Source organism: Sphingomonas flavescens (genome assembly GCF_030866745.1).
Lineage (GTDB): Bacteria > Pseudomonadota > Alphaproteobacteria > Sphingomonadales > Sphingomonadaceae > Sphingomicrobium > Sphingomicrobium flavescens.
Genome location: NZ_CP133016.1, coordinates 40,191 through 61,225, shown reverse-complemented (window position 1 = coordinate 61,225; position 21,035 = coordinate 40,191). Strand labels below are relative to the sequence as shown.

General features: G+C 64.3%; 25 protein-coding genes. 10 read left to right on the top strand and 15 right to left on the bottom strand.

What is annotated here, in order from left to right; all coding sequences use genetic code 11:
- Position 1: 1 nt before the first annotated feature.
- From mltG to QU596_RS00320, 3 genes are all read right to left on the bottom strand, one after another.
- Complete coding sequence (gene mltG, locus QU596_RS00330; protein WP_308516283.1) at positions 2 to 964, bottom strand: endolytic transglycosylase MltG; 963 nt, start codon at positions 962 to 964, stop codon at positions 2 to 4.
- Positions 961 to 2,217, bottom strand: a complete 1,257-nt coding sequence (fabF, locus tag QU596_RS00325; protein WP_308516281.1) for a beta-ketoacyl-ACP synthase II — start codon at positions 2,215 to 2,217, stop codon at positions 961 to 963. The genes mltG and fabF overlap by 4 nt, the downstream gene beginning before the upstream one ends.
- A gap of 107 nt (positions 2,218 to 2,324) precedes the next feature.
- Complete coding sequence (locus QU596_RS00320; protein WP_187539954.1) at positions 2,325 to 2,561, bottom strand: acyl carrier protein; 237 nt, start codon at positions 2,559 to 2,561, stop codon at positions 2,325 to 2,327.
- Positions 2,562 to 2,658: 97 nt separating this feature from the next.
- Between QU596_RS00320 and QU596_RS00315 the strand changes: the two genes are divergently transcribed.
- The 3 genes from QU596_RS00315 to QU596_RS00305 all read left to right on the top strand — a co-directional run bounded on the left by QU596_RS00315 (position 2,659) and on the right by QU596_RS00305 (position 7,076).
- Positions 2,659 to 3,108: a DNA adenine methylase gene (locus tag QU596_RS00315; RefSeq protein ID WP_308516278.1), complete on the top strand. Its 450-nt coding sequence runs from the start codon at positions 2,659 to 2,661 to the stop codon at positions 3,106 to 3,108.
- 135 nt (positions 3,109 to 3,243) lie between these two features.
- Complete coding sequence (locus tag QU596_RS00310) at positions 3,244 to 5,832, top strand: TonB-dependent receptor (protein ID WP_308516276.1); 2,589 nt, start codon at positions 3,244 to 3,246, stop codon at positions 5,830 to 5,832.
- 92 nt (positions 5,833 to 5,924) lie between these two features.
- On the top strand, positions 5,925 to 7,076 hold the full coding sequence (locus QU596_RS00305; protein WP_308516274.1) for an FAD-dependent oxidoreductase: 1,152 nt from the start codon (positions 5,925 to 5,927) through the stop codon (positions 7,074 to 7,076).
- Here QU596_RS00305 and QU596_RS00300 read toward each other — a convergent pair.
- From QU596_RS00300 to QU596_RS00285, 4 genes are all read right to left on the bottom strand, one after another.
- A complete protein-coding gene (locus QU596_RS00300; RefSeq protein ID WP_308516273.1) occupies positions 7,073 to 7,240 on the bottom strand; it encodes a hypothetical protein in 168 nt (55 codons plus the stop codon). The genes QU596_RS00305 and QU596_RS00300 overlap by 4 nt on opposite strands.
- A gap of 272 nt (positions 7,241 to 7,512) precedes the next feature.
- Positions 7,513 to 8,061: a nucleotide exchange factor GrpE gene (gene grpE / locus QU596_RS00295; protein ID WP_308516272.1), complete on the bottom strand. Its 549-nt coding sequence runs from the start codon at positions 8,059 to 8,061 to the stop codon at positions 7,513 to 7,515.
- On the bottom strand, positions 8,058 to 9,092 hold the full coding sequence (gene hrcA / locus QU596_RS00290; protein ID WP_308516271.1) for a heat-inducible transcriptional repressor HrcA: 1,035 nt from the start codon (positions 9,090 to 9,092) through the stop codon (positions 8,058 to 8,060). The genes grpE and hrcA overlap by 4 nt, the downstream gene beginning before the upstream one ends.
- Positions 9,093 to 9,142: 50 nt before the next feature.
- On the bottom strand, positions 9,143 to 9,607 hold the full coding sequence (locus QU596_RS00285) for a hypothetical protein (RefSeq protein ID WP_308516270.1): 465 nt from the start codon (positions 9,605 to 9,607) through the stop codon (positions 9,143 to 9,145).
- 137 nt (positions 9,608 to 9,744) lie between these two features.
- On the opposite strand from QU596_RS00285, the gene rph reads away from it, so the two are divergent.
- The 3 genes from rph (at position 9,745) to hemW (ending at position 12,353) form a co-directional block, all read left to right on the top strand.
- Positions 9,745 to 10,461, top strand: coding sequence for a ribonuclease PH (gene rph, locus QU596_RS00280; protein WP_308516269.1), 717 nt, complete (start codon positions 9,745 to 9,747; stop codon positions 10,459 to 10,461).
- Positions 10,458 to 11,084, top strand: a complete 627-nt coding sequence (gene rdgB, locus QU596_RS00275; RefSeq protein WP_308516268.1) for an RdgB/HAM1 family non-canonical purine NTP pyrophosphatase — start codon at positions 10,458 to 10,460, stop codon at positions 11,082 to 11,084. The genes rph and rdgB overlap by 4 nt, the downstream gene beginning before the upstream one ends.
- 120 nt (positions 11,085 to 11,204) lie before the next feature.
- The gene (gene hemW, locus QU596_RS00270) at positions 11,205 to 12,353 is read left to right on the top strand and encodes a radical SAM family heme chaperone HemW (protein WP_308516267.1); all 1,149 of its coding nucleotides are present in this window, start codon (positions 11,205 to 11,207) and stop codon (positions 12,351 to 12,353) included.
- Here the strand turns inward: hemW and QU596_RS00265 are convergent.
- Positions 12,331 to 12,726 (bottom strand): hypothetical protein, encoded by a 396-nt coding sequence (locus tag QU596_RS00265; protein ID WP_308516266.1) that lies wholly within the window; start codon positions 12,724 to 12,726, stop codon positions 12,331 to 12,333. The genes hemW and QU596_RS00265 overlap by 23 nt on opposite strands.
- Before the next feature lie 75 nt (positions 12,727 to 12,801).
- Here QU596_RS00265 and rsmI point away from each other — a divergent pair, with 75 nt between their 5' ends.
- From rsmI to gshB, 3 genes are read left to right on the top strand one after another with little or no spacing between them, the layout of a single operon-like run.
- Complete coding sequence (rsmI, locus tag QU596_RS00260; RefSeq protein ID WP_308518009.1) at positions 12,802 to 13,635, top strand: 16S rRNA (cytidine(1402)-2'-O)-methyltransferase; 834 nt, start codon at positions 12,802 to 12,804, stop codon at positions 13,633 to 13,635.
- Positions 13,632 to 13,982 carry a YraN family protein gene (locus tag QU596_RS00255; RefSeq protein WP_308516265.1) on the top strand — a complete coding sequence of 117 codons (351 nt, stop codon included), beginning with the start codon at positions 13,632 to 13,634 and terminating at the stop codon, positions 13,980 to 13,982. The genes rsmI and QU596_RS00255 overlap by 4 nt, the downstream gene beginning before the upstream one ends.
- Before the next feature lie 34 nt (positions 13,983 to 14,016).
- On the top strand, positions 14,017 to 14,967 hold the full coding sequence (gene gshB / locus QU596_RS00250; protein ID WP_308516264.1) for a glutathione synthase: 951 nt from the start codon (positions 14,017 to 14,019) through the stop codon (positions 14,965 to 14,967).
- A 185-nt stretch (positions 14,968 to 15,152) separates the two neighbouring features.
- On the opposite strand, the gene QU596_RS00245 is transcribed toward gshB, so the two are convergent.
- The 4 genes from QU596_RS00245 to fsa all read right to left on the bottom strand — a co-directional run bounded on the left by QU596_RS00245 (position 15,153) and on the right by fsa (position 17,731).
- Entirely contained in the window at positions 15,153 to 16,082 is a 930-nt protein-coding gene (locus tag QU596_RS00245) for a tyrosine recombinase XerC (protein ID WP_308516263.1), read from the bottom strand.
- Positions 16,058 to 16,627, bottom strand: a complete 570-nt coding sequence (locus QU596_RS00240) for a DUF484 family protein (RefSeq protein WP_308516262.1) — start codon at positions 16,625 to 16,627, stop codon at positions 16,058 to 16,060. The genes QU596_RS00245 and QU596_RS00240 overlap by 25 nt, the downstream gene beginning before the upstream one ends.
- A 126-nt stretch (positions 16,628 to 16,753) precedes the next feature.
- The gene (locus QU596_RS00235; protein WP_308516260.1) at positions 16,754 to 16,921 is read right to left on the bottom strand and encodes a Flp family type IVb pilin; all 168 of its coding nucleotides are present in this window, start codon (positions 16,919 to 16,921) and stop codon (positions 16,754 to 16,756) included.
- A gap of 156 nt (positions 16,922 to 17,077) precedes the next feature.
- Positions 17,078 to 17,731 (bottom strand): fructose-6-phosphate aldolase, encoded by a 654-nt coding sequence (gene fsa / locus QU596_RS00230; RefSeq protein WP_308516258.1) that lies wholly within the window; start codon positions 17,729 to 17,731, stop codon positions 17,078 to 17,080.
- A gap of 88 nt (positions 17,732 to 17,819) precedes the next feature.
- Between fsa and QU596_RS00225 the strand changes: the two genes are divergently transcribed.
- Positions 17,820 to 18,584 carry an enoyl-CoA hydratase gene (locus QU596_RS00225; RefSeq protein ID WP_308516256.1) on the top strand — a complete coding sequence of 255 codons (765 nt, stop codon included), beginning with the start codon at positions 17,820 to 17,822 and terminating at the stop codon, positions 18,582 to 18,584.
- On the opposite strand, the gene QU596_RS00220 is transcribed toward QU596_RS00225, so the two are convergent.
- From QU596_RS00220 to QU596_RS00210, 3 genes are read right to left on the bottom strand one after another with little or no spacing between them, the layout of a single operon-like run.
- On the bottom strand, positions 18,577 to 19,005 hold the full coding sequence (locus QU596_RS00220; RefSeq protein WP_308516254.1) for a TadE/TadG family type IV pilus assembly protein: 429 nt from the start codon (positions 19,003 to 19,005) through the stop codon (positions 18,577 to 18,579). The two genes, QU596_RS00225 and QU596_RS00220, sit on opposite strands and share 8 nt — an antisense overlap.
- A complete protein-coding gene (locus QU596_RS00215; RefSeq protein WP_308516252.1) occupies positions 19,002 to 19,535 on the bottom strand; it encodes a TadE/TadG family type IV pilus assembly protein in 534 nt (177 codons plus the stop codon). The genes QU596_RS00220 and QU596_RS00215 overlap by 4 nt, the downstream gene beginning before the upstream one ends.
- The gene (locus QU596_RS00210; protein WP_308516250.1) at positions 19,532 to 20,845 is read right to left on the bottom strand and encodes a pilus assembly protein TadG-related protein; all 1,314 of its coding nucleotides are present in this window, start codon (positions 20,843 to 20,845) and stop codon (positions 19,532 to 19,534) included. Before QU596_RS00210 ends, QU596_RS00215 begins: the two co-directional genes overlap by 4 nt.
- Positions 20,846 to 21,035: the final 190 nt, after the last annotated feature.

Below are 21,035 nucleotides of genomic sequence, written 5' to 3'. Positions count from 1 at the left end.
GTTACATCTGCCCCCGCTGGCGGCGCAGCGCATACCACTTCGCCACATTGGCATTGTGCTCCGCCAGCGTATCCGCGAACACATGTCCGCCCGTTCCGTCGGCGACGAAGTACAACGCCTTGGTCTTCGCCGGGTGAAGCACTGCCGCAATGCTCGCCTTACCCGGATTGGCGATCGGGCCGACCGGCAAACCCGGCCGCTTGTACGTGTTGTATCCGTTGTCGGCGTTGAGTTCCGATTTGAGGATGCGACGCCCGAGCGGCTTTCCCTTGGTCACCGGATAGATGACCGTCGGGTCGGCATCCAGCTTCATGCCGATACGCAGCCGGTTGCAATAGACGCCCGCGATCATCGGCCGCTCACTCGCCTTGCCAGTCTCTTTCTCAACGATCGAGGCCATCGTCACCGCCTGTTCCGGCGTAGCCACCGGACAGTCGGGCGTTCGCTTCGGCCATAGCTCGGCGATCGTTCGGTTCATCGCGGCCTGCATGCGGGCGACAACCGCGCCCCGCGTTTCACCCCGCTGGTAACTGTAGCTGTCGGGAAGCAGCGAACCTTCGACGATTTCGGGCAAGGAACCGGCGAGATACTTGTTGGCCGCCAGTTTCTCGGCAACGACGATTGCAGGCATCCCCTCGGTGACCGTGATCAGCCGCTGTAGCGGCTGGCCATGTTGCAACAGGTCGAGAATGGAAGCGCCGCCCATCCCCTTGGGAATTTCGAACTCGCCAGCCTGGATGGGATCATGCGATCCGAACAAACGCGCCATGACGCGATAGGTCCTTGTGCTGCCCGGAATCGCGCCCTCTTTTTCGAGATCGCGCGCCACACTCGCGACGCTTGCCCCTTCCTTGACGATGATGGTGTGCGGGCCCGGCTTGGGTCCGGCGCCCCACCACAGGAAATACAGGGCAATCAAGGCAGCAAGGACCAGCCCTGCCGCCAGTAGCGCGAGCCGCTTCACACGGCTTTCACGATCAGCGAAGCGTTCGTCCCGCCAAACCCAAAGCTATTGTTCAGCGCTGCGCGTACCGGTCGTTTCTTCGCCTTATGCGGCACGAGATCGACTCCTTCCGTGCCTTCATCCGGATCGTCGAGGTTCAGCGTGGGCGGAACGATCTGGTCGCGGATGGCCAGGATGCAGAAGATTGTCTCGACTGCGCCCGCACCGCCGAGCAGATGCCCGATCGCCGACTTGGTGCTGCTCATCGATGCACCGCCAAGGTCATCGCCTAGCACGCGCTTCACCGCGCCAAGCTCGATCGTGTCGGCCATCGTCGAGGTGCCGTGCGCGTTCACATAGTCGATATCTTCGGGCTTAAGGCCGGCCTTACGCAGCGCCATGCGCATCGCGAGCTCCGCTCCGCGCCCTTCCGGATGCGGCGCCGTCACGTGATAGGCATCGCCCGACAGGCCGTAGCCGACCACTTCGGCGTAGATCTTCGCGCCCCGGGCCTTGGCATGCTCATATTCCTCAAGCACGACGACGCCCGCGCCTTCGCCCATAACGAACCCTTCGCGTCCCTTGTCATAAGGGCGGCTAGCCTCGGTCGGCCGATCGTTGAACGCGGTGTTGAGGGCCTTGGCCTGTGCGAAGCCCGCCACGCCGAGTGGGTTGATGGTGCTCTCCGCACCCCCCGCCAGCATGATGTCGGCGTCGCCATCCTTGATCATCCGCGCCGCGTCCCCGATCGAGTGCGCGCCGGTCGAGCAGGCGGTCACGACCGAATGGTTGGGGCCCATCAACCCGTATTTGATCGACACCTGGCCGCTGGTGAGGTTGATCAGGCGGCCGTGCACGAAGTGCGGCGACACGCGTCCAGGCCCGCGCTCGGCCAGCACCAGGGACTCGCTTTCAATGCCTGGCAACCCGCCGATGCCCGAGCCGATCGAAACGCCCGCGCGTTCCTTGGTCTCCTGGTCCATTTCCGTCAGCCCGGCGTCTTCCAGCGCCTGCCCCGCGGCGTCGATCGCATAGACGATGAACGGATCGACCTGGCGCTGGACCTTGTGGTCGACGCGCTTGTCAGGGTCGAAACCCCACTCGTGATCCTTGGCTTTCACCTCACCGGCGATCTTGGCCTTCTGGTCGGTCACGTCGAAGCGCGTGATCGGCGCAATCCCGCTCTTCCCAGCGATCAGGTTCTGCCACGTCGTCTCGACGTCGGCGCCAAGCGGCGTCACGAGCCCGAGACCTGTCACCACGACACGACGCATATCGTTCACTCCATCCGTCCCTTCAAACGCAAACGGCCTCCCGATTGATACGGGAAGCCGTTCGTGCCGCCTTTCGGCGTATATGGCGGCAGGTCAGCTGACCCGGCTTAGCCCTTGTTCTGGTCGATATATTCGATCGCGTCGCGAACGGTCGTGATCTTCTCCGCGGCGTCGTCCGGGATTTCGACCCCGAACTCTTCCTCGAACGCCATGACCAGCTCGACGATGTCGAGGCTGTCGGCGCCAAGATCGTCGATGAAGCTCGCGTCTTCAGTGACCTTGTCGGCTTCAACGCCGAGATGTTCGACGACGATCTTCTTTACCCGATCGGCAGTCTCGCTCATGTGGGGCTTCCTCCGTGTTGTGCTTTGGCGCTGCCCTAGCGTTGCGTCCCTAACGCTGCAAGTGGCGGACGGGGCTCGAAATCACTAGGTCGGCGGCATGCAGGGACGCCCTCTCACCGCCGGCGAAGTCGAGCTTGCCCGCTCCATTTTCGGCGATGCCATGCAATATGAACCCGTGCGGATGATCTGCGGCAAATGGTGGCCGTTGCAGCCGCGCCGGTCGGCCATGGCCCCGACAGGAAGCATCTGGTTTCACCCCGACGGCGGCGGCTGGTCGGAGGATTTCAGCAACGAGCCGCTCGCACTGCAGGCCTTCTGGATGCACGAAATGACCCATGTCTGGCAGGCCCAGAAACGCGGCCGTTTCTACCTGCCGCTGATGCGCCACCCCTTCTGCCGTTATAACTACGAACTCCAGCCCGGCCGGCCGTTCGAGCGGTACGGGATCGAGCAACAAGCCGAGATTGTCCGCCACCGCTTCCTTGCCGACCGCGGCGCGGTGGTTTCTTGCGACCCCCCCTGGAGCCTCCTGACGTTCGAGCGCTAGAGATCGTTACGGCTGTAACTCAAATGCAACATCCTCTCAGGGAAAGTTGCCAACCCAGCGCGCTCCCCTTCCGCGCCTACTGCTGTTTCGGGCATAGTGTCGCTTAGGCAACACAACTGCCGAAGGGGAAAATTCATGCGCGCTACCGCAGCTTTGCTGATCGGAACGTCTTTGCTCGCCGTCGCCACGCCGGCACTCGCTCAAACCCAGCCGGAACAGACCGCCCAGGCGGTCAATCCGCCCGCGACCGCTCCCGCGTCCGAGCCGGACCAAGGCGCGATCATCGTCACCGCGACGAAGCGCGCGTCGACGGTGCAGGACGTACCCTTCTCGGTCAACGCGCAGACACAGGCCGACATCCAGCGCGCCAATGCGCAAACCATCGAAGACATCAGCCGCAACGTGGCTGGCCTGACGGTGCAGAACCTCGGCCCGGGCCAGAGCCAGGTTTCGGTCCGCGGCGTGTCCGCCGGCCAGGTCGTCCGCGACCAGCCGGGCGTGAAGGAACAGGTCGGCATCTACCTCGACGAAAGCGTCGTCTCGCTGTCACTGTTCACGCCCGACTTCGATCTGTTCGACCTCAACCGCGTCGAGACGCTGCGGGGCCCGCAAGGCACGTTGTTCGGCTCCGGTTCTGTCGGCGGCACCATCCGCTACATCACCAACCAGCCCAAGCTGGATCGCATTGAGGGTCAGGTCGAAGCTGGCGTCAACGTCGCGAAAGGCGGCGACCTGGGCTACGAGGCCAAGGGCGCGCTCAACCTGCCCATCGGCAATGTCGCGGCCATCCGCGGCGTCCTCTATTATTCGCACTTCCCGGGCTTCATCGACGCGGTCGGCCCGGCGGCCGGCAAGAACGTCAACGACGGCCAGCGCTACGGTGGCCGCCTGTCGATGCTCCTCCAGCCGTCTGACTCGCTCAAGATCACGCCCCGCGTCGTGTGGCAGCGAGCGACCGCGAACGGTTTCAATCGCGAGGAATTCTACAACCTCTACGACAACCAGTTCGTCACGCAGAACGATCTGAGCAAAGGCGATCGTCAGGTCTATCTGAAGCTACCCGAACGCTTCAAGGATCAGACTTCGCTTTACGACCTGACCGTCGCTTATGACTTCGGTCCGGCTGAACTGACGTCGGTCAGCAGCTACCTGCATCGCAACATCCTGGTCAGCCGCGACGCCTCGGCACTCACCGGCTCGGTCAGCGTCGACCTCGGCTTCCCGCCGGCGGGCATCAACCTCGCGTCGAATCTGCGCGATACGACCAAACTCGACCAGTTCACGCAGGAGCTCCGCCTCTCGTCCACGAGCAGCGGGCCGTTCCAGTGGGTGTTCGGCGGCTTCTACAGCCACGTCGATCGCGATTACCTGCAGAGCCTGCCGACGCCCGGCTACGACTTCTACACCGACGCGACGCTCGGTGCCGGAACCTCGCGCGCCGTCGACAATGGCTTCAACCTTCCCGACAACCCGTACCACGCCCGCCTGCCCTATGTGATCAAGCAGAAGGCGCTGTTCGGCGAAGCGAGCTACAAGTTCGGGCAGATCAAGCTGACCGGTGGAGGCCGCTGGTACGACTTCAAGGAGCAGCGCAGCTTCAAGTCGGGCGGCCTGTTCGCCGGTGGCGACAACCGCACCGACAGCACCAAGTCGAACGGCTTCAGCCCCCGCGGCATCGTCAGCTGGGAGCCGAGCCGGAGCCTCAGCGTCAATGCGCAGATCGCCAAGGGCTTCCGCCTCGGCGGCGTCAACGATCCGCTCAACGTGCCGATCTGCACGCCCGCGGACCGCGCCATCTTCGGCGGCTTCCAGAACTACAAGGACGAGACGCTTTGGAACTATGAAGCGGGCGTGAAATATTCGAAGCGCGGCGTGACGTTCAACGCGTCGGCTTTCTACAATAAGATCCGCAACCTGCAGGTCACGCTGGACGCCGGCAGCTGCTCGTCGCGCATCGTGTTCAACGTGCCCAAGGCGCATTCGCAGGGTGTCGAGGCCGAGCTGTCGCTGCACCCGGTGGTCGGCCTCGACCTGTCCTTCGCCGGCAGTCTGCTCGACTCGAAGTTCGATTCTACCGTGCGCTCCGGCGCCGGGGCGATCATCGGCGGGATCGAGGACGGCAACCGCCTGCCGACGGTGCCGAAATATCAGTTTGCGGCGATCGCCAATTACGAAACCCGCTTCAACTCGGCCGCCGACTGGTACGTCAACGGCAGCGTGCAGCGGATCGGCAACCGCATCACCCAGCCGAGCGATCAGGACCCGGCATCGCAGCTCATCCGGCTGACTTACTTCAACACGGTCACGGGTGCGTCGGGCGTGCGTCCGGCGACGGACATCGGCTCCTACTATCTGCCGGCTTACACACTGGTGAACCTGTCCGCGGGTCTGAAGTGGGACAGCGGTTGGGAGGTCTCCGCCTACGTCAAGAATCTGTTCGACAAGGATCCGAAGCTGTCGTTCGACCGCGAGCGCGGCGGTCGGGCAAGGCTTGGCTACAACGTCGGCCTGCCGCGGATCATCGGCATGACGGTGCGCAAGAGCTTCGGCGAGAGCATGGCTCCGCCGCCGCCCCCACCGCCGCCGCCGCCCCCTCCGCCCCCGGCCACGCAGACCTGCCCGGACGGGTCGGTGATCGACGCGGCCGCGACCTGCCTGGTGCCGCCGCCACCGCCGCCGCCACCGCCGCCACCGCCACCGGCAGCCACGCCCGAACGCGGCTAAGCCGGAACGTGATCGACCTGACGCGCCGCTCGCTCCTCGCCGGAGCAGGCGGCGTTGTCGTTTCTCCGGCAGCCGCTAGGACCCGCACGCTGATGAGCAAGAGCCATGTCGTGGTCGTGGGCGCGGGAGTCTTCGGTAGCTGGACCGCGACGCACCTCCTTCGCAAAGGCCACCGCGTCACCCTGGTCGACGCTTGGGGACCGGCCCACGCGCGCAGCTCGTCCGGCGGCGAATCCCGCATGACCCGCGGCGCCTACGGCGGGGACACGATCTACACCCGCATGGCGCTCGACAGCCTGCCCGAATGGAAGGCTTTGAGTGCCGTCTCCGGTCTTCCGATCTTCCACGAATGCGGCGTGCTGTTCTTTTTCGCGAAGGAAGAGCCCTATCTCACCGACAGCCTCGCCGCGCATCGGCAAATTGGTATCCCGCTCCAGACCCTCGACCATGGCGAAATGGCGCGGAAGTTCCCGATGATCGACTTCACCGGCATCGGCATCGGCATGTGCGAGCCGGGCTTTGGCGCACTAATGGCACGGCGGGCCGTCGGGCAGCTGGTCGACATCTTCGTTCAGCGCGGCGGCCGCTTTCGCCGCGGTGCCGTACAACCCCCAGCGCCGGGCCGCGACCTGACGGAGATCACACTATCGAGCGGTGAGCGCCTGAAGGCCGATCACTTCGTCTTCGCGGCTGGGCCGTGGCTGCCCAAGCTGTTCCCCGACGTCGTCGGCCCGCGCATCCTCCCGACCCGTCAGGAAGTGTTCTTCTTCGCGCCGCCCGCGGGCGACAGCCGGTTCCTGCCCGCCTCAATGCCGGGCTGGGCCGACTTCAATGGCGGCGACATGTATTACGGCTTCCCGGACCTCGAGAACCGCGGCGTCAAATTCGCCCACGACCTGCATGGCCCGGAAGTCGACCCCGACACACAGGACCGCCGTCCCTCACCCGCTGCGCTGGCGGAGATCGTCGCCTATCGCGACCGCCGCTTCCCCGCATTGCGCGGCGCGCCGCTGACCGAAGCGCGCGTCTGTCAGTATGAGAACAGCTCCAACGGCGATTTCCTGATCGACCGCCACCCCCAATGGCCGAACGTTCTGCTCGTCGGCGGCGGTTCCGGCCACGGCTTCAAGCACGGTCCCGAAGTCGGCCGCTACGCCGCGGGCCGCCTATTCGATTCAATGAACCCCGAGCCGCGCTTCAGCTTCGCCAGCAAGAGCGAAACCCACCACCGCGAAGTGCACTAGGCAAGCGCGGCTGCGCGGCGAAGGTCCTTGGGGCGTCCGAAGCTGAGCAGTATTGCCCGCAATTCGTCGCGGGACGGCGCGTATTGTCCTTCACCGACCTCCACCCGCGTGTGAATGGCCAGCGGCGCCCAGCTGCCCGGTGCCCTGACCTTCAGCCCTGCCATCAGCTCGACCGGCAAAGCAGGCTCGCACCACCGCGCAAAAAGATCCGAGCGGAACAGACCATCGTCCGTGTTTGCCGAATTGTTTAGCCCAAGCTGGCGGAAACATCGCTCCGCGTCCGCATGGCCAAGCACCACATCGACGTCGTGAATTTGTCCCGAATCGCCACCGTGAAGCGCGACCGCCGCGCTCCCGATGATCCACCACGGCCCCTCGGCGTCGCGCAGGAGTGCCGCCAGCCGCGCCAGAGTCTCCCGAAATCGCGCGTCGGAAATCAGTCGGGCTTCTTCGCCACCGCGACCAGCGCCGGACGCAGCAGCCGGTCCTTCATCGTATAGCCGGCCTGCATCTCCTCGACGATGGTGCCCGGTTCCTTGTCGCTCGGCATTTCGATCATCGCCTGGTGCTTGTGCGGGTCGAGCGTCTCGCCCACCGCCTGAATGCGCGTCACGTTATTGCGCTGGAACACCGCGTCTAGCTCGCGTGACGTGGCCTCGATGCCTGCCAGGAACTGGCTCGCGGTCTTGTCCGCGCGCAGCTCGTCGCTCACCGCCGCAAGCGCGCGGTCGAGGTGATCCTTGATCGCCAGCATGTCGCGCGCGAAGCCGGCCGCGGCATAGCTGGTCGCCTGCTGCAATTCCTGCTCCAGCCGGCGACGCACGTTCTGCGTCTCCGCGGCGGCGTAAAGCGCCTTGCTCTTGGCTTCCTCGAGCTGCTTCTCGAGCTCCGCCGCGCGGTCGTGCTCGGCCAGTTCCGGCGCGCCCTCGGCCGTTTCCTGGCGGATGTCTTCCGCTTCGTCGTGCAATTTTCCGTCGTCCGTCATGCCATCAATCTCGTTAGGGCTTTCGCTGTGAAATCTACCATGGGCACCACGCGGGCATAGTTCAACCGCGTGGGACCGATCACGCCGACAACGCCGACCACCTCCCCCAGGCTCCCGCGATAAGGCGCGGCGATCACCGAAGATCCCGACAAGGCGAACATCCGGTTCTCGGAACCGATGAAGATCCGGCATCCCGGTGCGTCCCGCGCGCTGTCGAGCAGATGCGCAATCTCCTGCGCTTCCTCCAGCTCGTCGAGCAGCGATCGGACCCGTTCGAGGTCCGCCGCCGCATTGGGATCGATAAGGTTGGCCTGGCCGCGCACGATCAGTACGGGCCGCCGAGCATGGTCCTGGCTCCAGGCAGCAAGGCCGGACGCAACCAGCTCGGCGGCGGCCAGATCGATCGCTTCCTTGCGTTCGCGGATTTCCGCGCGGAGCCGGAGCTGCGCCTCGGCGAGCGTCAGGCCGGACAAGCGCGCATTGATGAAGTTGCTGACTTCGTTGAGCGCCGCAGCGCTAATCGCGCCATCGAGCGTGATTACCCGATTCTCGACGCTGCCATCGGCACCGACCAGCACTGCCAGCGCCCGCGTATCGCTGAGCGGCACGAAATTGAGCTGCTTGAGCGTCAGCTCGCGCTTTGGCGCTAGCACCACGCCCGCTGCCTGGCTTAGGCCCGACAGCGCCGCCGATGCCGCCGCCAGCGCGTCCTCGATCGGCTGGTCGCGCACGATCTGGCGTTCGATCTGTCGGCGCTCATGCGGATCGGGCGCCGCGGCCTGCATGATGCCGTCGACGAACAGGCGAAGGCCGCTGTCGGTCGGAATCCGCCCTGCGGAAGTATGCGGATGCGTAAGCAGGCCCCGCTCCTCCAATTCTTGCATGACGCCGCGGATCGACGCCGGCGACAAGCTGATGGATCCGGCCAGCGCCTTCGATCCGATCGGCTGGCCGCGCTCGAGATAGGCTTCGACCACCAGGCCGAAGATATCCCGCATGCGGTCCGTCAATTCGCCGATCGGCTGTGTCATCCCGCCGATGTAGGTAATTCATCATCCCCGCGAAAGCGGGGTCCGCATCCTCAACGTTCCTGCGACGCGGGCTTGCGCTCGACCGGATCCACCGCCTTCGACGCACCCAACACGATCGCGTCGGCGGCAAACACCGCATTAGCGAGGTCGGCGTCGCGGCCCTTGATGCAGTTGGCGCTGAACGGCAGCTCTTGCTGTCCCTTGCCCCAATCCCACCGAAACTTCCCGTAAGGCCCATCGGTCAGCGATTGATCGCATTGCTCGGGCCTCACCAACGCGGCTTCGACCTTCTGCACCGCCCGCGCGAGTTCGGCGCGGTCAGCGGGGGAAAGAGCGAAGCGCCGTACCTCGATCGTTACCGTCGCGGGATCCTTGCCGGGCTGGCCGCCCGATGAGAATTCCACCTGGCCGCCGGCATCCACCGTCCACTGCCGAAGGGTGGCGCCCCAGGATTTCACCTCTGCGCCGACGGAGCTCAGAGCAGGTGTCGGCGACGCCGCGGGCTCGTTCGTCACGGGCGCAGGCGCGGTTGCGCACGACGCGAGAAGAGCAATGGCAAAACAGGCGAGCAGACGCATTCCAGACCCTCCCCGGTTGAATGTCCCGGCCCGCACCCATATGGCCGCCGCTCAGCTTAGACGAGAGGAATCAAATGCGTCCGTCCGGCCGCGCCGTAGATCAAATGCGCGAACTGAAGTTCGAGTCCGGCTTCACGATTCACGCCGAAGGTTCCTGCCTCGTCAGCTTCGGCAACACCCGCGTGCTTTGCACCGCCAGCGTCGAGGAGAAGGTTCCGCCGTTCCTTCGCGGCAAGGGGCAGGGCTGGGTCACCGCCGAATATGGCATGCTTCCGCGCGCGACCCACACCCGCGGCAATCGCGAGGCGGCCAAGGGTAAGCAGTCCGGCCGCACGCAGGAAATCCAGCGCCTCATCGGCCGCTCGCTCCGCGCCGTGATGGACCTGAAGGCGCTCGGCGAACGCCAGGTCATCGTCGATTGCGACGTTATCCAGGCCGACGGCGGCACCCGCACCGCGTCGATCTCGGGCGGCTGGGTCGCGCTCCGCCTCGCCGTCGACAAGTTGATGCAGGCCAAGTCGCTCACGGCCGATCCGATCCGCACGCAAGTCGCAGCGGTCAGCTGCGGCATTCACCAGGGCAATGCGGTGCTCGACCTCGACTATGACGAGGATTCGACCGCGGGCAGCGACGGCAATTTCGTCCTGACCGCTGATGGGGCGATTGTCGAAGCCCAGCTCACTGCCGAAGGTGAGACCTTCGACGAGGAAGGCCTGCTCCGCCTCCTCCGCCTCGCCCGCATCGGCTGCGGCGATATCTTCCAGGCGCAGTTGCGGGCGACCGGCCGATGAGGCCGCTCGGCGACAAGCTGGTTATCGCCACCCACAATCCCGGCAAGCTGCGCGAGATGGCCGCGCTGATGGAGCCGCTCGGCATCACCTGCGTCAGCGCGGCCGAGCTCGACCTGCCCGAGCCCGAGGAAATCGGCGTCACCTTCGCTGACAATGCCGACCTCAAGGCCCGCGAAGCCGCCGACCTCAGCGGACTTCCCGCGCTGGCGGACGACAGCGGGCTTTGCGTCGATGCGCTTCACGGCAGCCCTGGCATCTTCTCGGCCCGCTGGGCCGAGGACGAACAGGGCAACCGCGACTGGATGCGTGCCATGGAGCGTGTCTGGCGCGAGACCGAAGCCGCCGGACCCCAAGCCGGTCATGACGCCCATTTCGCCTGCGCGCTGGCGATCGCCTGGCCGAACGACGGGCAGGTCGAAACCTTCGAAGGCCGTGTCGACGGCACTTTGGTGTGGCCGCCGCGTGGCGAACGGGGCTTCGGCTACGACCCGATCTTCGTCGCCAATGGCGAGAGTGAAACCTTCGGCGAGATGGAGCCCGAGCGGAAGCACGCGATGAGCCATCGCGCCGACGCCTTCCGCAAGCTGACGGCAGCGCTGCATGGCGACGCGCTTTCAAAGTAGGAGTTCGTCTGCGACACTGCATGGCAGTGATGGACTGAAGGTTCGCCTAAGTTCACGCAAAAGGCGCTGTCCGGCGTGAACTTAGTGACCTTAAGCGGAGCGGAGCCCGAAACTCCCTCTGTGGCGCTCTACGTCCACTGGCCGTTCTGCGTCAGCAAATGCCCCTATTGCGACTTCAATAGCCATGTTCGGGCGGAAATTGACCAGGATTTGTGGCGAAATGCACTTCTGGCCGACCTCGCGCACGAGGCTCGGTTGCTACCGGGCCGCCGGCTGACCTCGATCTTCTTCGGTGGCGGCACCCCCTCGCTCATGGATCCGGCCAACGTCGAGGCGGTCATCGCCGCGGCACGCGGACACTGGACCGCCAGCGACGACCTCGAGATTACCCTCGAAGCCAACCCCAACTCGGTGGAGGCCGCACGCTTCGCCGACCTCGCGGCGGCCGGGGTCAACCGCCTGTCGCTCGGATTGCAAAGCTTCGACGACAGCGCCCTCGCCTTCCTCGGCCGCGCCCATAGTGCTGCGGAGGGGCAGCGCGCGCTCGAAATCGCACAGCGCCAATTCGGGCGTGTCAGCTTCGACCTGATCTACGCCCTCCCCGGCGACACCGAGGAAACGTGGCGGCGCACCCTTTCGCTGGCGCTGGCCGCGGGCACGTCCCACCTCTCGCTCTATCAACTCACCATCGAGCCCGGCACGCGCTTCGCTGCGATGGTTGCACGCGGCGATCTGCAGCCGCTCGGCGCAGATGAGGCCGCGACCCTCTATGAGGTCACTGCGGAAATGACGGCTGCTACGGGCCTGCCGGGCTACGAGATCAGCAATTATGCGCGTCCCGGCCACGAGAGCCGCCACAACCTCACCTACTGGCGCTACGGCGATTACGCGGGGGTCGGCCCGGGCGCACACGGCCGTCGCCTTGACCAGCGGACGGTCCGCCATCGTAAGCCCGAGAATTTCCTTTCAGCCATGGGCCGGAATGGGCACGGCATCGTCGAGGAAGCTGCGCTGTCTCCCAACGAGGCGGCCGATGAAGCCCTCGTCATGGGGCTGCGCCTCGCGGAAGGCGTCGATGTCGAGGCGATTGCCGGTCGCTTTGGCTATCCGAACCTCGTCGACTGGCAAGAGGTTGATCGCCTGGTCGGTTCAGGCCACCTCGCGCGCGAGACCGGACGGATCGCCCTTACCGACCGTGGCCGGCTGCTTCTCGATCATATTCTCGGGCGGATCGCCCTTGTCGAGCCTAGGGTTTCGGCGGTTGCGTAACCGCGGCCGGGATCGGCGCCGGTGTGGCAGTCGCAGCCGGTGCAGCCTTGGGCGCGTCCTGCTGGGCCATGAACTTGTAGTTGTCGGCGGGCGTGGCGACGTAATCGTCCACGGTCATGTCGGCATCGGATGCGGCGGCCTTGCGCGTCATGCCGTTCTTCATCCGGAAGGCGATGAGCGCGTCCTTGAGCGTCCCCATCTGCGCCGTGCATGCGCTTTTGAGGTAGCCCTCGATCGCATCTCCGGCCACCTTTTCGCCTTTAGCCTTGGTGGCGGCTTCGCGGAGACAACCGCGAAATTCATTGGTGGGTGCAGCGATGGTGGCTTGCGAAGCGGCCAGGCTAATGGCTGACGCGGCGACGAATATGATCATATCCCTCTCCCAAGGCTATGAAAGTTGGAGAATGACTCTTTTCCGTTTCAATTGGAAGAGCTTGGCGCGCGCGTGATGGAAGAGCGGCTTGAGCGCGGATTGCACATCGTCGCGACGCCGATCGGCAACCTTCGCGACCTGTCGCCGCGCGCTGCGGATGCGCTTCGACGTGCGGATCGGATTCTCGTTGAAGACACGCGCGTAACCGCCAAGCTGCTTGCGCATATCGGGGCAAAAGTGCCGATGATGCGCTACGACGATCACAGCAGCGAAGCCGAGCGGGATGCGATCCTGGCGCGCCTTGACGACGAGGCGATTGCGCTGGTTAGCGATGCCGGGACGCCGCTGATATCCGATCCCGGATACAAGCTGGTGCGGGCGGCCCGGGCTGCGGGCCATGCGGTCCACACCATCCCAGGCCCCTCTGCCGCAATTGCCGCGCTGACGCTTGCCGGCCTGCCGACTGACCGTTTCCTCTTTCTCGGCTTTCTCCCCGCAAAGGCGAAGGCGCGCAGCGAGGCGCTGGCCGAAATTGCCGGGGTGCGAGCGAGTCTGATCCTGTACGAAAGTGGGCCCCGGCTGGGTGACACTTTGGCTGCATTGCATGAACAACTCGGCAACCGGGACGGTGCGGTCACGCGGGAGATCAGCAAGCTTCACGAAGAATGCGTTACCGGGACCCTAAACGAGCTGGCCGCCCGCTACGCGGACCTCCAGCCCAAGGGCGAGATCGTCGTCGTCGTCGGGCCACCTGCGGTGCCGGAGGCAGCCACCGACGAGCAGCTCGACGCCGCGCTCGGCGAAGCGTTGACGCGCCTCTCCGCATCTCGCGCCGCGGCGGAGGTTGCAGAAAAATTGTCGCTCCCGCGCAAGCGCGCATATGCGCGCGCGCTCGAGCTGACGAAGTGACCCGCCAGGCGGCCGAGAAGCGCGGCCGCGGGGCCGAGACCCTTGCTTGCTGGCATTTGCGGCTGCGCGGATGGCGCATTCTTGCGCGACGGGTTCGGGCGCGTGGCGGTGAGGTCGACATCGTCGCGCGGCGTGGCCGCACGCTCGCCTTTGTCGAAGTGAAGGCGCGTGCCACCGCTCAAGCGGCGGCTTTCTCCCTAGATGAATGGCGGCTTCGCCGCGTTGCCGCCGCCGCCGAGCAACTCACCCCAAGGTTCATGCGCGATGGCGACAACGTACGCATCGACGCCATCTTCGTGCTTCCGCGGCAGTGGCCGCGACATCTCGTCAACGTCTGGCAAGGGTGACACTCGTCACCGCCACAACTAGAGCGTCCAACCTATGAGCCTTCGCGTCGCCGTACAGATGGACCCGCTTGAAAGCATTAACATCAGCGGGGATTCGACTTTCGCGCTGATGCTCAGCGCGCAGGGGCGCGGTCACCACCTTTACCACTACTTGGCCGAGGCGCTGACCTATGAAGACGGCCGCGTCTATACCGGCGCGCACGCTGTCAGCGTACAACCTAGCCAAGGCGACCATTTCCAGCTGGGCGAATTCACCATCCTGGATCTTGGCCGCGACGTCGACGTCGTCTTGATGCGGCAGGATCCGCCATTTGACCTGGGCTACATCACCGCAACGCACTTGCTGGAGCGGATCAGCAGTGAGACGCTCGTCGTCAACGACCCGGCAGGTGTCCGCGACGCGCCCGAAAAAGTCTGGGTGCTCGACTATGCGCGGTTCATGCCACCGACGATGATCACCCGGTCGCTGGGCGCCGCGCGTAAGTTCCTCGAGCAGCATGGCGATGCAGTTCTCAAACCCCTGCACGGGAACGCTGGAAAGGCGGTTTTCAAGGTCAGCCGTGACGGCGCGAACCTGGGCGCCCTGCTCGAACTGTTCAACGCGACCTACCGCGAGCCACACGTTCTCCAGGCATTTCTTCCGGAAGTTGCCGAGGGAGACAAGCGGATCGTGCTCGTCGATGGGGAGTTCGCCGGAGCGATCAACCGGCGACCGGCGGCCGGCGACATTCGCTCAAATCTCGCTGCCGGCGGGACGGCCGAAGCCGCCCAGTTGACCGAGACCGAACAGGAAATCTGCGATGCGCTCGGCCCGGAACTAAAGCGGCGCGGCCTGCTTTTCGTCGGCATCGACGTGATCGGGGGCCGCTGGTTGACCGAGATCAACGTCACCTCACCGACGGGCATTGTGGCTATCGACCGCTTCAACGGTAGCGACACCGCGGGCATGATCTGGGACGCGATCGAGCGAAAAGTCCGCAACTAGGTTCATTTTGGTACCGCCGACGCTCGCGGCGGGCGGCAGGCATTTCCGCCAAAATGGTTATTTAGCAGTCGCTTAACCAGCGCCGCCTAGCCCTGTCATTGTCGCGGCCGGCGGTCCCCACTACCGGCGCGCCGCGGCAAAGTCTTCGGCCGGTAGTCGCGTATTGGCTGCCGGCGGGTCTCTGCTCAAGCGCGCGGGTGGGCGTGGCGATACACATCGAGAAGATGCGCCGCGTCCACCGCCGTGTAGATCTGGGTCGACGACAGGCTCGCATGGCCGAGTAACTCTTGCAGCGAGCGAAGGTCCGCGCCCCGCGCCAGAAGGTGGGTCGCGAAACTATGTCGCAGCGCGTGCGGGGTCAGCGTGTCAGGCAGACCGAGCCGGCGCCGCGCCGACGCGACCGACCGCCGGACAAGGTCCGGGTTCAGCGGACCGCCGCGCGCCCCGACGAATAAAGGGTCTGACCCGCTCAGCGAGTAAGGGCATTGCCGGACATAATCGTCGATCGCCTCCCGCGCGGCATCGACGATCGGGACCACGCGGGTCTTCGATCGTTTTCCAGTGACGCGAAGCGTAGGACCGATGGGCAGCATGTCCGCCGTCAGCGACATTGCTTCGGCTACGCGCAGACCCGCGCCGTAAAGCAGCAGCAGGATCGCCAGGTCGCGAGCACCGATCCACGGCTCGCTGGCGGCCTCTGCCGCGTTCTCCGCAAGATTGACGGCGTCGTCCGGAGCAGCCGGTCGAGGCAGGGTTCGAGCGCGTTTGGGACCGCGCGTTCGTGGCAACTGCCCCGACCTGCCCTCCTGCTCGCTCGCGTAGCGGAGGAAGGCGCGGACGCCCGACAATTCGCGCGCGACCGAAGCAGCGCCGAGACCATCGCGGCGTCGGTCAGCCAGGAAAGCGCGTAAATCGGCCGCAGTTAAATCTAGCAGGCTGTCGGGCTGGACCGCGTCACCGAGATGTTCGCCCAGGAAATCGATCAGGCGATGCGCCGTCGCTTCATAGGCGCGCACGGTGTGCGGTGAGCGGCGCCGGTCATGCGCAAGATAGGAAGACCAGCGGGCGACTAGCGCGCTGGCAGGATGGGTCAACTCTGCGGGATGATCAGCCACCTGCGGATCATAGCCGCGAGACTGCGTCCAAGGAACATGAGCAATTCGGAGCCATGGCGCGCATCCAAACTCAGCTCCGCGCGCTGCCCCAGAACGAGCAATCCGCAAGGTAGTGGTGGCTCGCAGTCAATGCGGATCAGCGCCTGAGCGCGGATGAGGTCGCATGCCGGCCCGAACAATGGGTGGCCGCGTTCGACGGTGCGCATTTCGACGCCACGAACCTGGCTGATTGCTTTATTCAACACCTTGGGATCCACCGGGTGGACGCCTCCGCCGTCGGCACGAAAGCCCTGCTCACCGACGATCAGTGACAGAGCTACGGCGTCGATCCCCAGGATCAATGGCCATTCCTGCGTAACGACGTGGAAAAGCGCCTCGATGCTATCGGCCTCGATGCCCGCCAGAACAGCCTCGTGGATGGAAGCGACCGCACCGGAATGACCGCGCGCGAAGGCGATGAGGTCCTGATTGGCCTCCTCCGCCGCCCCGAGCCGCTGACGCAGCTGCGCAACCGCCCGCTCTTCGAAATTGATTACCGTGGCCATCGCGAGCGGAGGATACGCCTCGGTTGGTTAATTTCCTACCATCACCGCGTGCGTGGATGACACGCAAACGAAAGCGGCGGCGTCTTTCGACGCCGCCGCCCCGTTTTTCCCGCTTGGGAGCTAAGCTTAGCTCGACGGCAGGTGGTTCGACACGTTGTTGAACGTGGTGTTCAGCTTGTTGCCGATGCCCTGCATCGCGCCAATGGCCGCAACGGCGATGAGCGCCGCGATCAGGCCGTATTCAATGGCGGTCGCGCCCTCTTCGTTCTTAATCAGCTTCAGAAACTTGCTCATGGTCTTCGCTCCTAGGTTCCAACCAGTGGCGGCGAACCGCCCCCTGACCCTGCATGTCCTTCGCAGGATTTGTGGACCCTACCCCCCGACCGGTTGAGAAAGTGTTACCCCGGAAGGTTGCGCAAAGGTTAATTCGAAAAGCGCAACTCATTGTAATCAGACTATCTTTTGCCCCGTCTGTTCCCAATCTTTCAGGAAACCTGCAATTCCGCTGTCCGTCAGCGGATGCTTGAACAACTGCCAGATGATCTTCGGGGGCGCCGTCATTACATCAGCACCGATCTTGGCGGATTCGACGACGTGCATCGGGTGGCGGACGCTGGCGACCAGGATCTGCGTATCGAAATCGTAATTGTCGTAGATCAGCCGGATGTCAGCGATCAGCGACATGCCGTCGAACCCCACGTCGTCGTGGCGTCCGACGAACGGCGAGATGAAGGTGGCGCCCGCTTTGGCGGCCAGCAGCGCCTGGGCCGCGGAAAAACACAGCGTGACGTTGACCATCGATCCGTCGCCGGTCAGCGCCTTGCACGTCTTGAGACCCGCAGGTGTAAGCGGCACCTTGATCGCGATATTATCGCCAAGCTTCCGCAAGACCTCGGCTTCCCGCATCATCCCTTCGTGATCGAGGGCAACGACTTCGGCCGAGACAGGACCTGCGACAACGCCGGCGATCTCCCTCACGACTTCGAGAAAGTTGCGGCCCGACTTGTGGATCAGGCTCGGATTGGTCGTGACGCCGTCCAGCAGCCCTGTGTCGGCGAGCTCGCGGATTTCATCGATTTCGGCAGTGTCGGCGAAGAACTTCATGATGGTTTGCGTGCGCCCCGGCTTTGTTGAATGAACCGGCCTTAGCGGGGGCAGCGGCGCCCGTCATCCGATTCGAAGGGAGCCCGGGATGAGCGAGCACGTCAAAGTTGAGCGAAGCGGCGGCGTGCTGGCCATCACGCTTGCGCGCCCCGAACGCCGTAATGCGATCACCGTCGCCATGTATGCAGCGCTTGCCGATGCCATCGAAGGTGCGGCTAACGACCGGGACGTCCAGGTCGTCACCATTCGCGGCGATGGACAGGATTTTGCCGCCGGCAATGACCTCGCCGACTTTCTGGCGACCGACATGCGCGGCGAGGAAGAACTTCCCGTCACGCGCCTGCTTCGCATCCTGGCCGGGAATGAGGTGCCGATCGTCGCCGCGGTTCACGGCAATTGCGTCGGGATCGGCACGACAATGCTGCTTCACTGCGATTTGGTGATCGCGGACGACAGTGCGCGCTTTTCGATGCCCTTCGTCGACTTGGGGTTGGTGCCGGAGGCCGCCAGCTCGCTTATCTTCCCGCAGCTTGCCGGCCGGCGGCGCGCCGCGCGCTATCTATTACTGGCCGAGCCCTTTGGTGCCGAAGAGGCAATGGACATCGGGCTGGTCAGCCACCGCGCGGAAAACGGCGAACTCGCGGCGAAGCTCGAGGAAGTTGTCGGCCGCCTGCTTGCCAAGCCGCCCGAAGCGCTACGTCAGACGCAAAAGCTCTTGCGTCGCGGATCGAACGGCGACGTCGCTGAACGCATGAAGCTTGAAAGCGGCATGTTCGGCGAACGGCTTGCCTCGGCCGAGGTAAAAGCGGCGATCGGCGCGTTCTTCGAGAAGCGCCGGACGGCGATCAGGTAACCGGGGCCGCGATCCACACGCGCTTGGTGCGCGACATCGTCACGGTCGGTCCAGGCACGAACAGCAGGCTCGTCGGCTGGGTATAGGTCACTTTGAGGTCGTAGTAGCGGCTGGTCCCATCGTCGCCCACCGTGGGTTCGGGCGCATTGAAGGTTCCAGGGCCGAGACCATAGATGCTCTGATCGATCACCGTTTTGACCTGAGCCGCCGTCGGCGAGGCGCAACCCGTTGCCGATGGGTTGATGCACAGCGTCGCGTAGCGGGCACCCTGCCCCAGCGCCTGCTGGATGCCTGCCGATGCCCGATAGACTTGCGCAAGTTGCGCGAAGATCCAGATGAACGTCACAAGCACAGGCAGGACGAAGGCCATTTCAACCGCCGCCGCGCCGCGTTCATCGCGAAGAAGTCGCTGAGTCATCATTGCGTCCTCATCCCTGCGCGGGCCGACAGGTGATAGGTTCCGTCGGCTGCGGTGAAGGAAGCGAAGTGCACCGGGAAGATCGGCGTGTACTTGTCCTCGACAAGCACTTCCAAATAGCGCTGCTCGGTCGTTGTCGGCGGACATTCGAGATCATCGAACGCGACTGCATCGGTGCTCGTCTGCGTCGTGAGCCCGCCGCCTGAGTCCTTGCACTCGAGACGATAGGTGACCGTCACATTGCTGGCCGTGATCGGAGCTGCCTTGCAAGTGCCATCGGCATTCACGCCGTTAACCTGGCATACCGCCTCGGTCTTGATGGTGTCAGCGACGGTCGTAAGACCCGTGGTCTGCATGACCTTTTCGATCGAACGCTGCGCGCCCTGCTCCAGCGCGAGCTTTTGCGTGTACGCGTTGCTCATGTCGCTGATGCCGATGATGAACAGCGCGAACACCGGAGCGATCAGCGCCATCTCGATCACTGCCGCGCCTCGCTCATCGGAGCGCAGCGCCTGTAGATTGAGCGTCATCATGCGACCAACCTCACCATGCGGCTGGTTCCGCTGCCGGCGCCGAGCCCGAACGCGGCACAATCCGCGAGTTTCCGAAACTTGTTCGTGGTCGTGCTGTTGCCGCTGAAGTTCAGTCGGCGCGACAGAAACATCGTGCAGATCGCGCTCGTCGTCCCCGTGCCGTTGTAGTCGAGCTGCTGGCTTGGGAAGTACAAGGCGCCCTGAATGATCGAGCCGCTGTTGCCGTTGATCTTGTTGGTCTGATTGCTGTCCTGCGCACGCCGATCCTGATAGATGGCGATACCCTTGTACGTCCCGGCCGTGGGTGCGGTAAGGTTCGTATTGGACCCGGCATTCACCTTGAACTGACCGATGGTGGTCGAAAGCGGATCCTTGTTCGTCAGCACGATGGTGCACGCGGTGCACGTGATGTTGCCCTGAACGAATGCGTCGCCCGCATTAATGTAGAACGTCTTGTTCGGATTGTTCGGATTGACGTAGCCGTCGAGGTTCAACGTTGTTCCCGAATTGACGCGCAATGACGCCCAACAGTTCGTATTTGCCGAAGCCGCCGCGGCGAGATTCGTATCCTGCGTGAGATCCGCGGTCGTGCAGCGCATGTCCGACGGATCAGGATTCACGTCGGCGTAGGGATCCTTGAACGGCGGCGAGTAAGGTCGGTAAGCCTTGACGTGCCAGTTGTTCGATTCCTGAATGCCGCCGACCGCGACAACGGTCTCGAGGGTCACGTTCGAGCTACCGCCCGCAGCGGCCGAATTGGTCGATGCAGAGTTCGCCCAGCCCGTGCAATCCGGCGCTTCAATGCCGGCGTTGCCGGTGAAGTTCAGGCCAGTCTTCTTCGCACTGGTCTCGAATGCACCCATGCAGGGGTCGCCACCCGCGGGAATGCTCGCGGCCGTCGAGACCGCAAAAATCGTGGGCGCGGTCGTCATGAAGAACGAGCTGAACGGCAGCGGCTGCTGGATGGCCAGGGTAACCTTCACCTGATTCATCATTACGCCGCTGTTCGCTGGATATTCCAGGGTTGGATACCCGGTCTTCAGCGCCATCCACGTATGCTTGTTCAGCGTAAGGTCGTGATTGACCGTCGTCATGATCGTTGACGTGCTTCCGCTAGCCGCCTCGCGATCATAAACACCTGCGATGGCCGCGGAGTCCGCTGCGCGCTGCAATTGGCGCTTCCACAAGGTCCATTGAATCGTATCGACGGCGAGGCCTGACGCCCCGACGATCAGCGGCATTGCCGCGCAGGCGATGGCGAGCGCATTTCCTCGGCGATCTTTGAGGATTTTCCTGATGAACGCGATCATTCGGTGCCCCGGCTTGCTTAAGCTTTGGTCGAACCCCCTAGCCCGCACAGGGTAAGTGATGCGTTCAGAGTCATGGTTAACGCCAGTCAAGGATTAGCCATGTCTCTTCTTGAAACGCTTAGTGTCCTACACTTATAATACAGCAAGAACGCCCTGACGTTGACCCTGTGACCGGGTCGCCGCAGAAAGG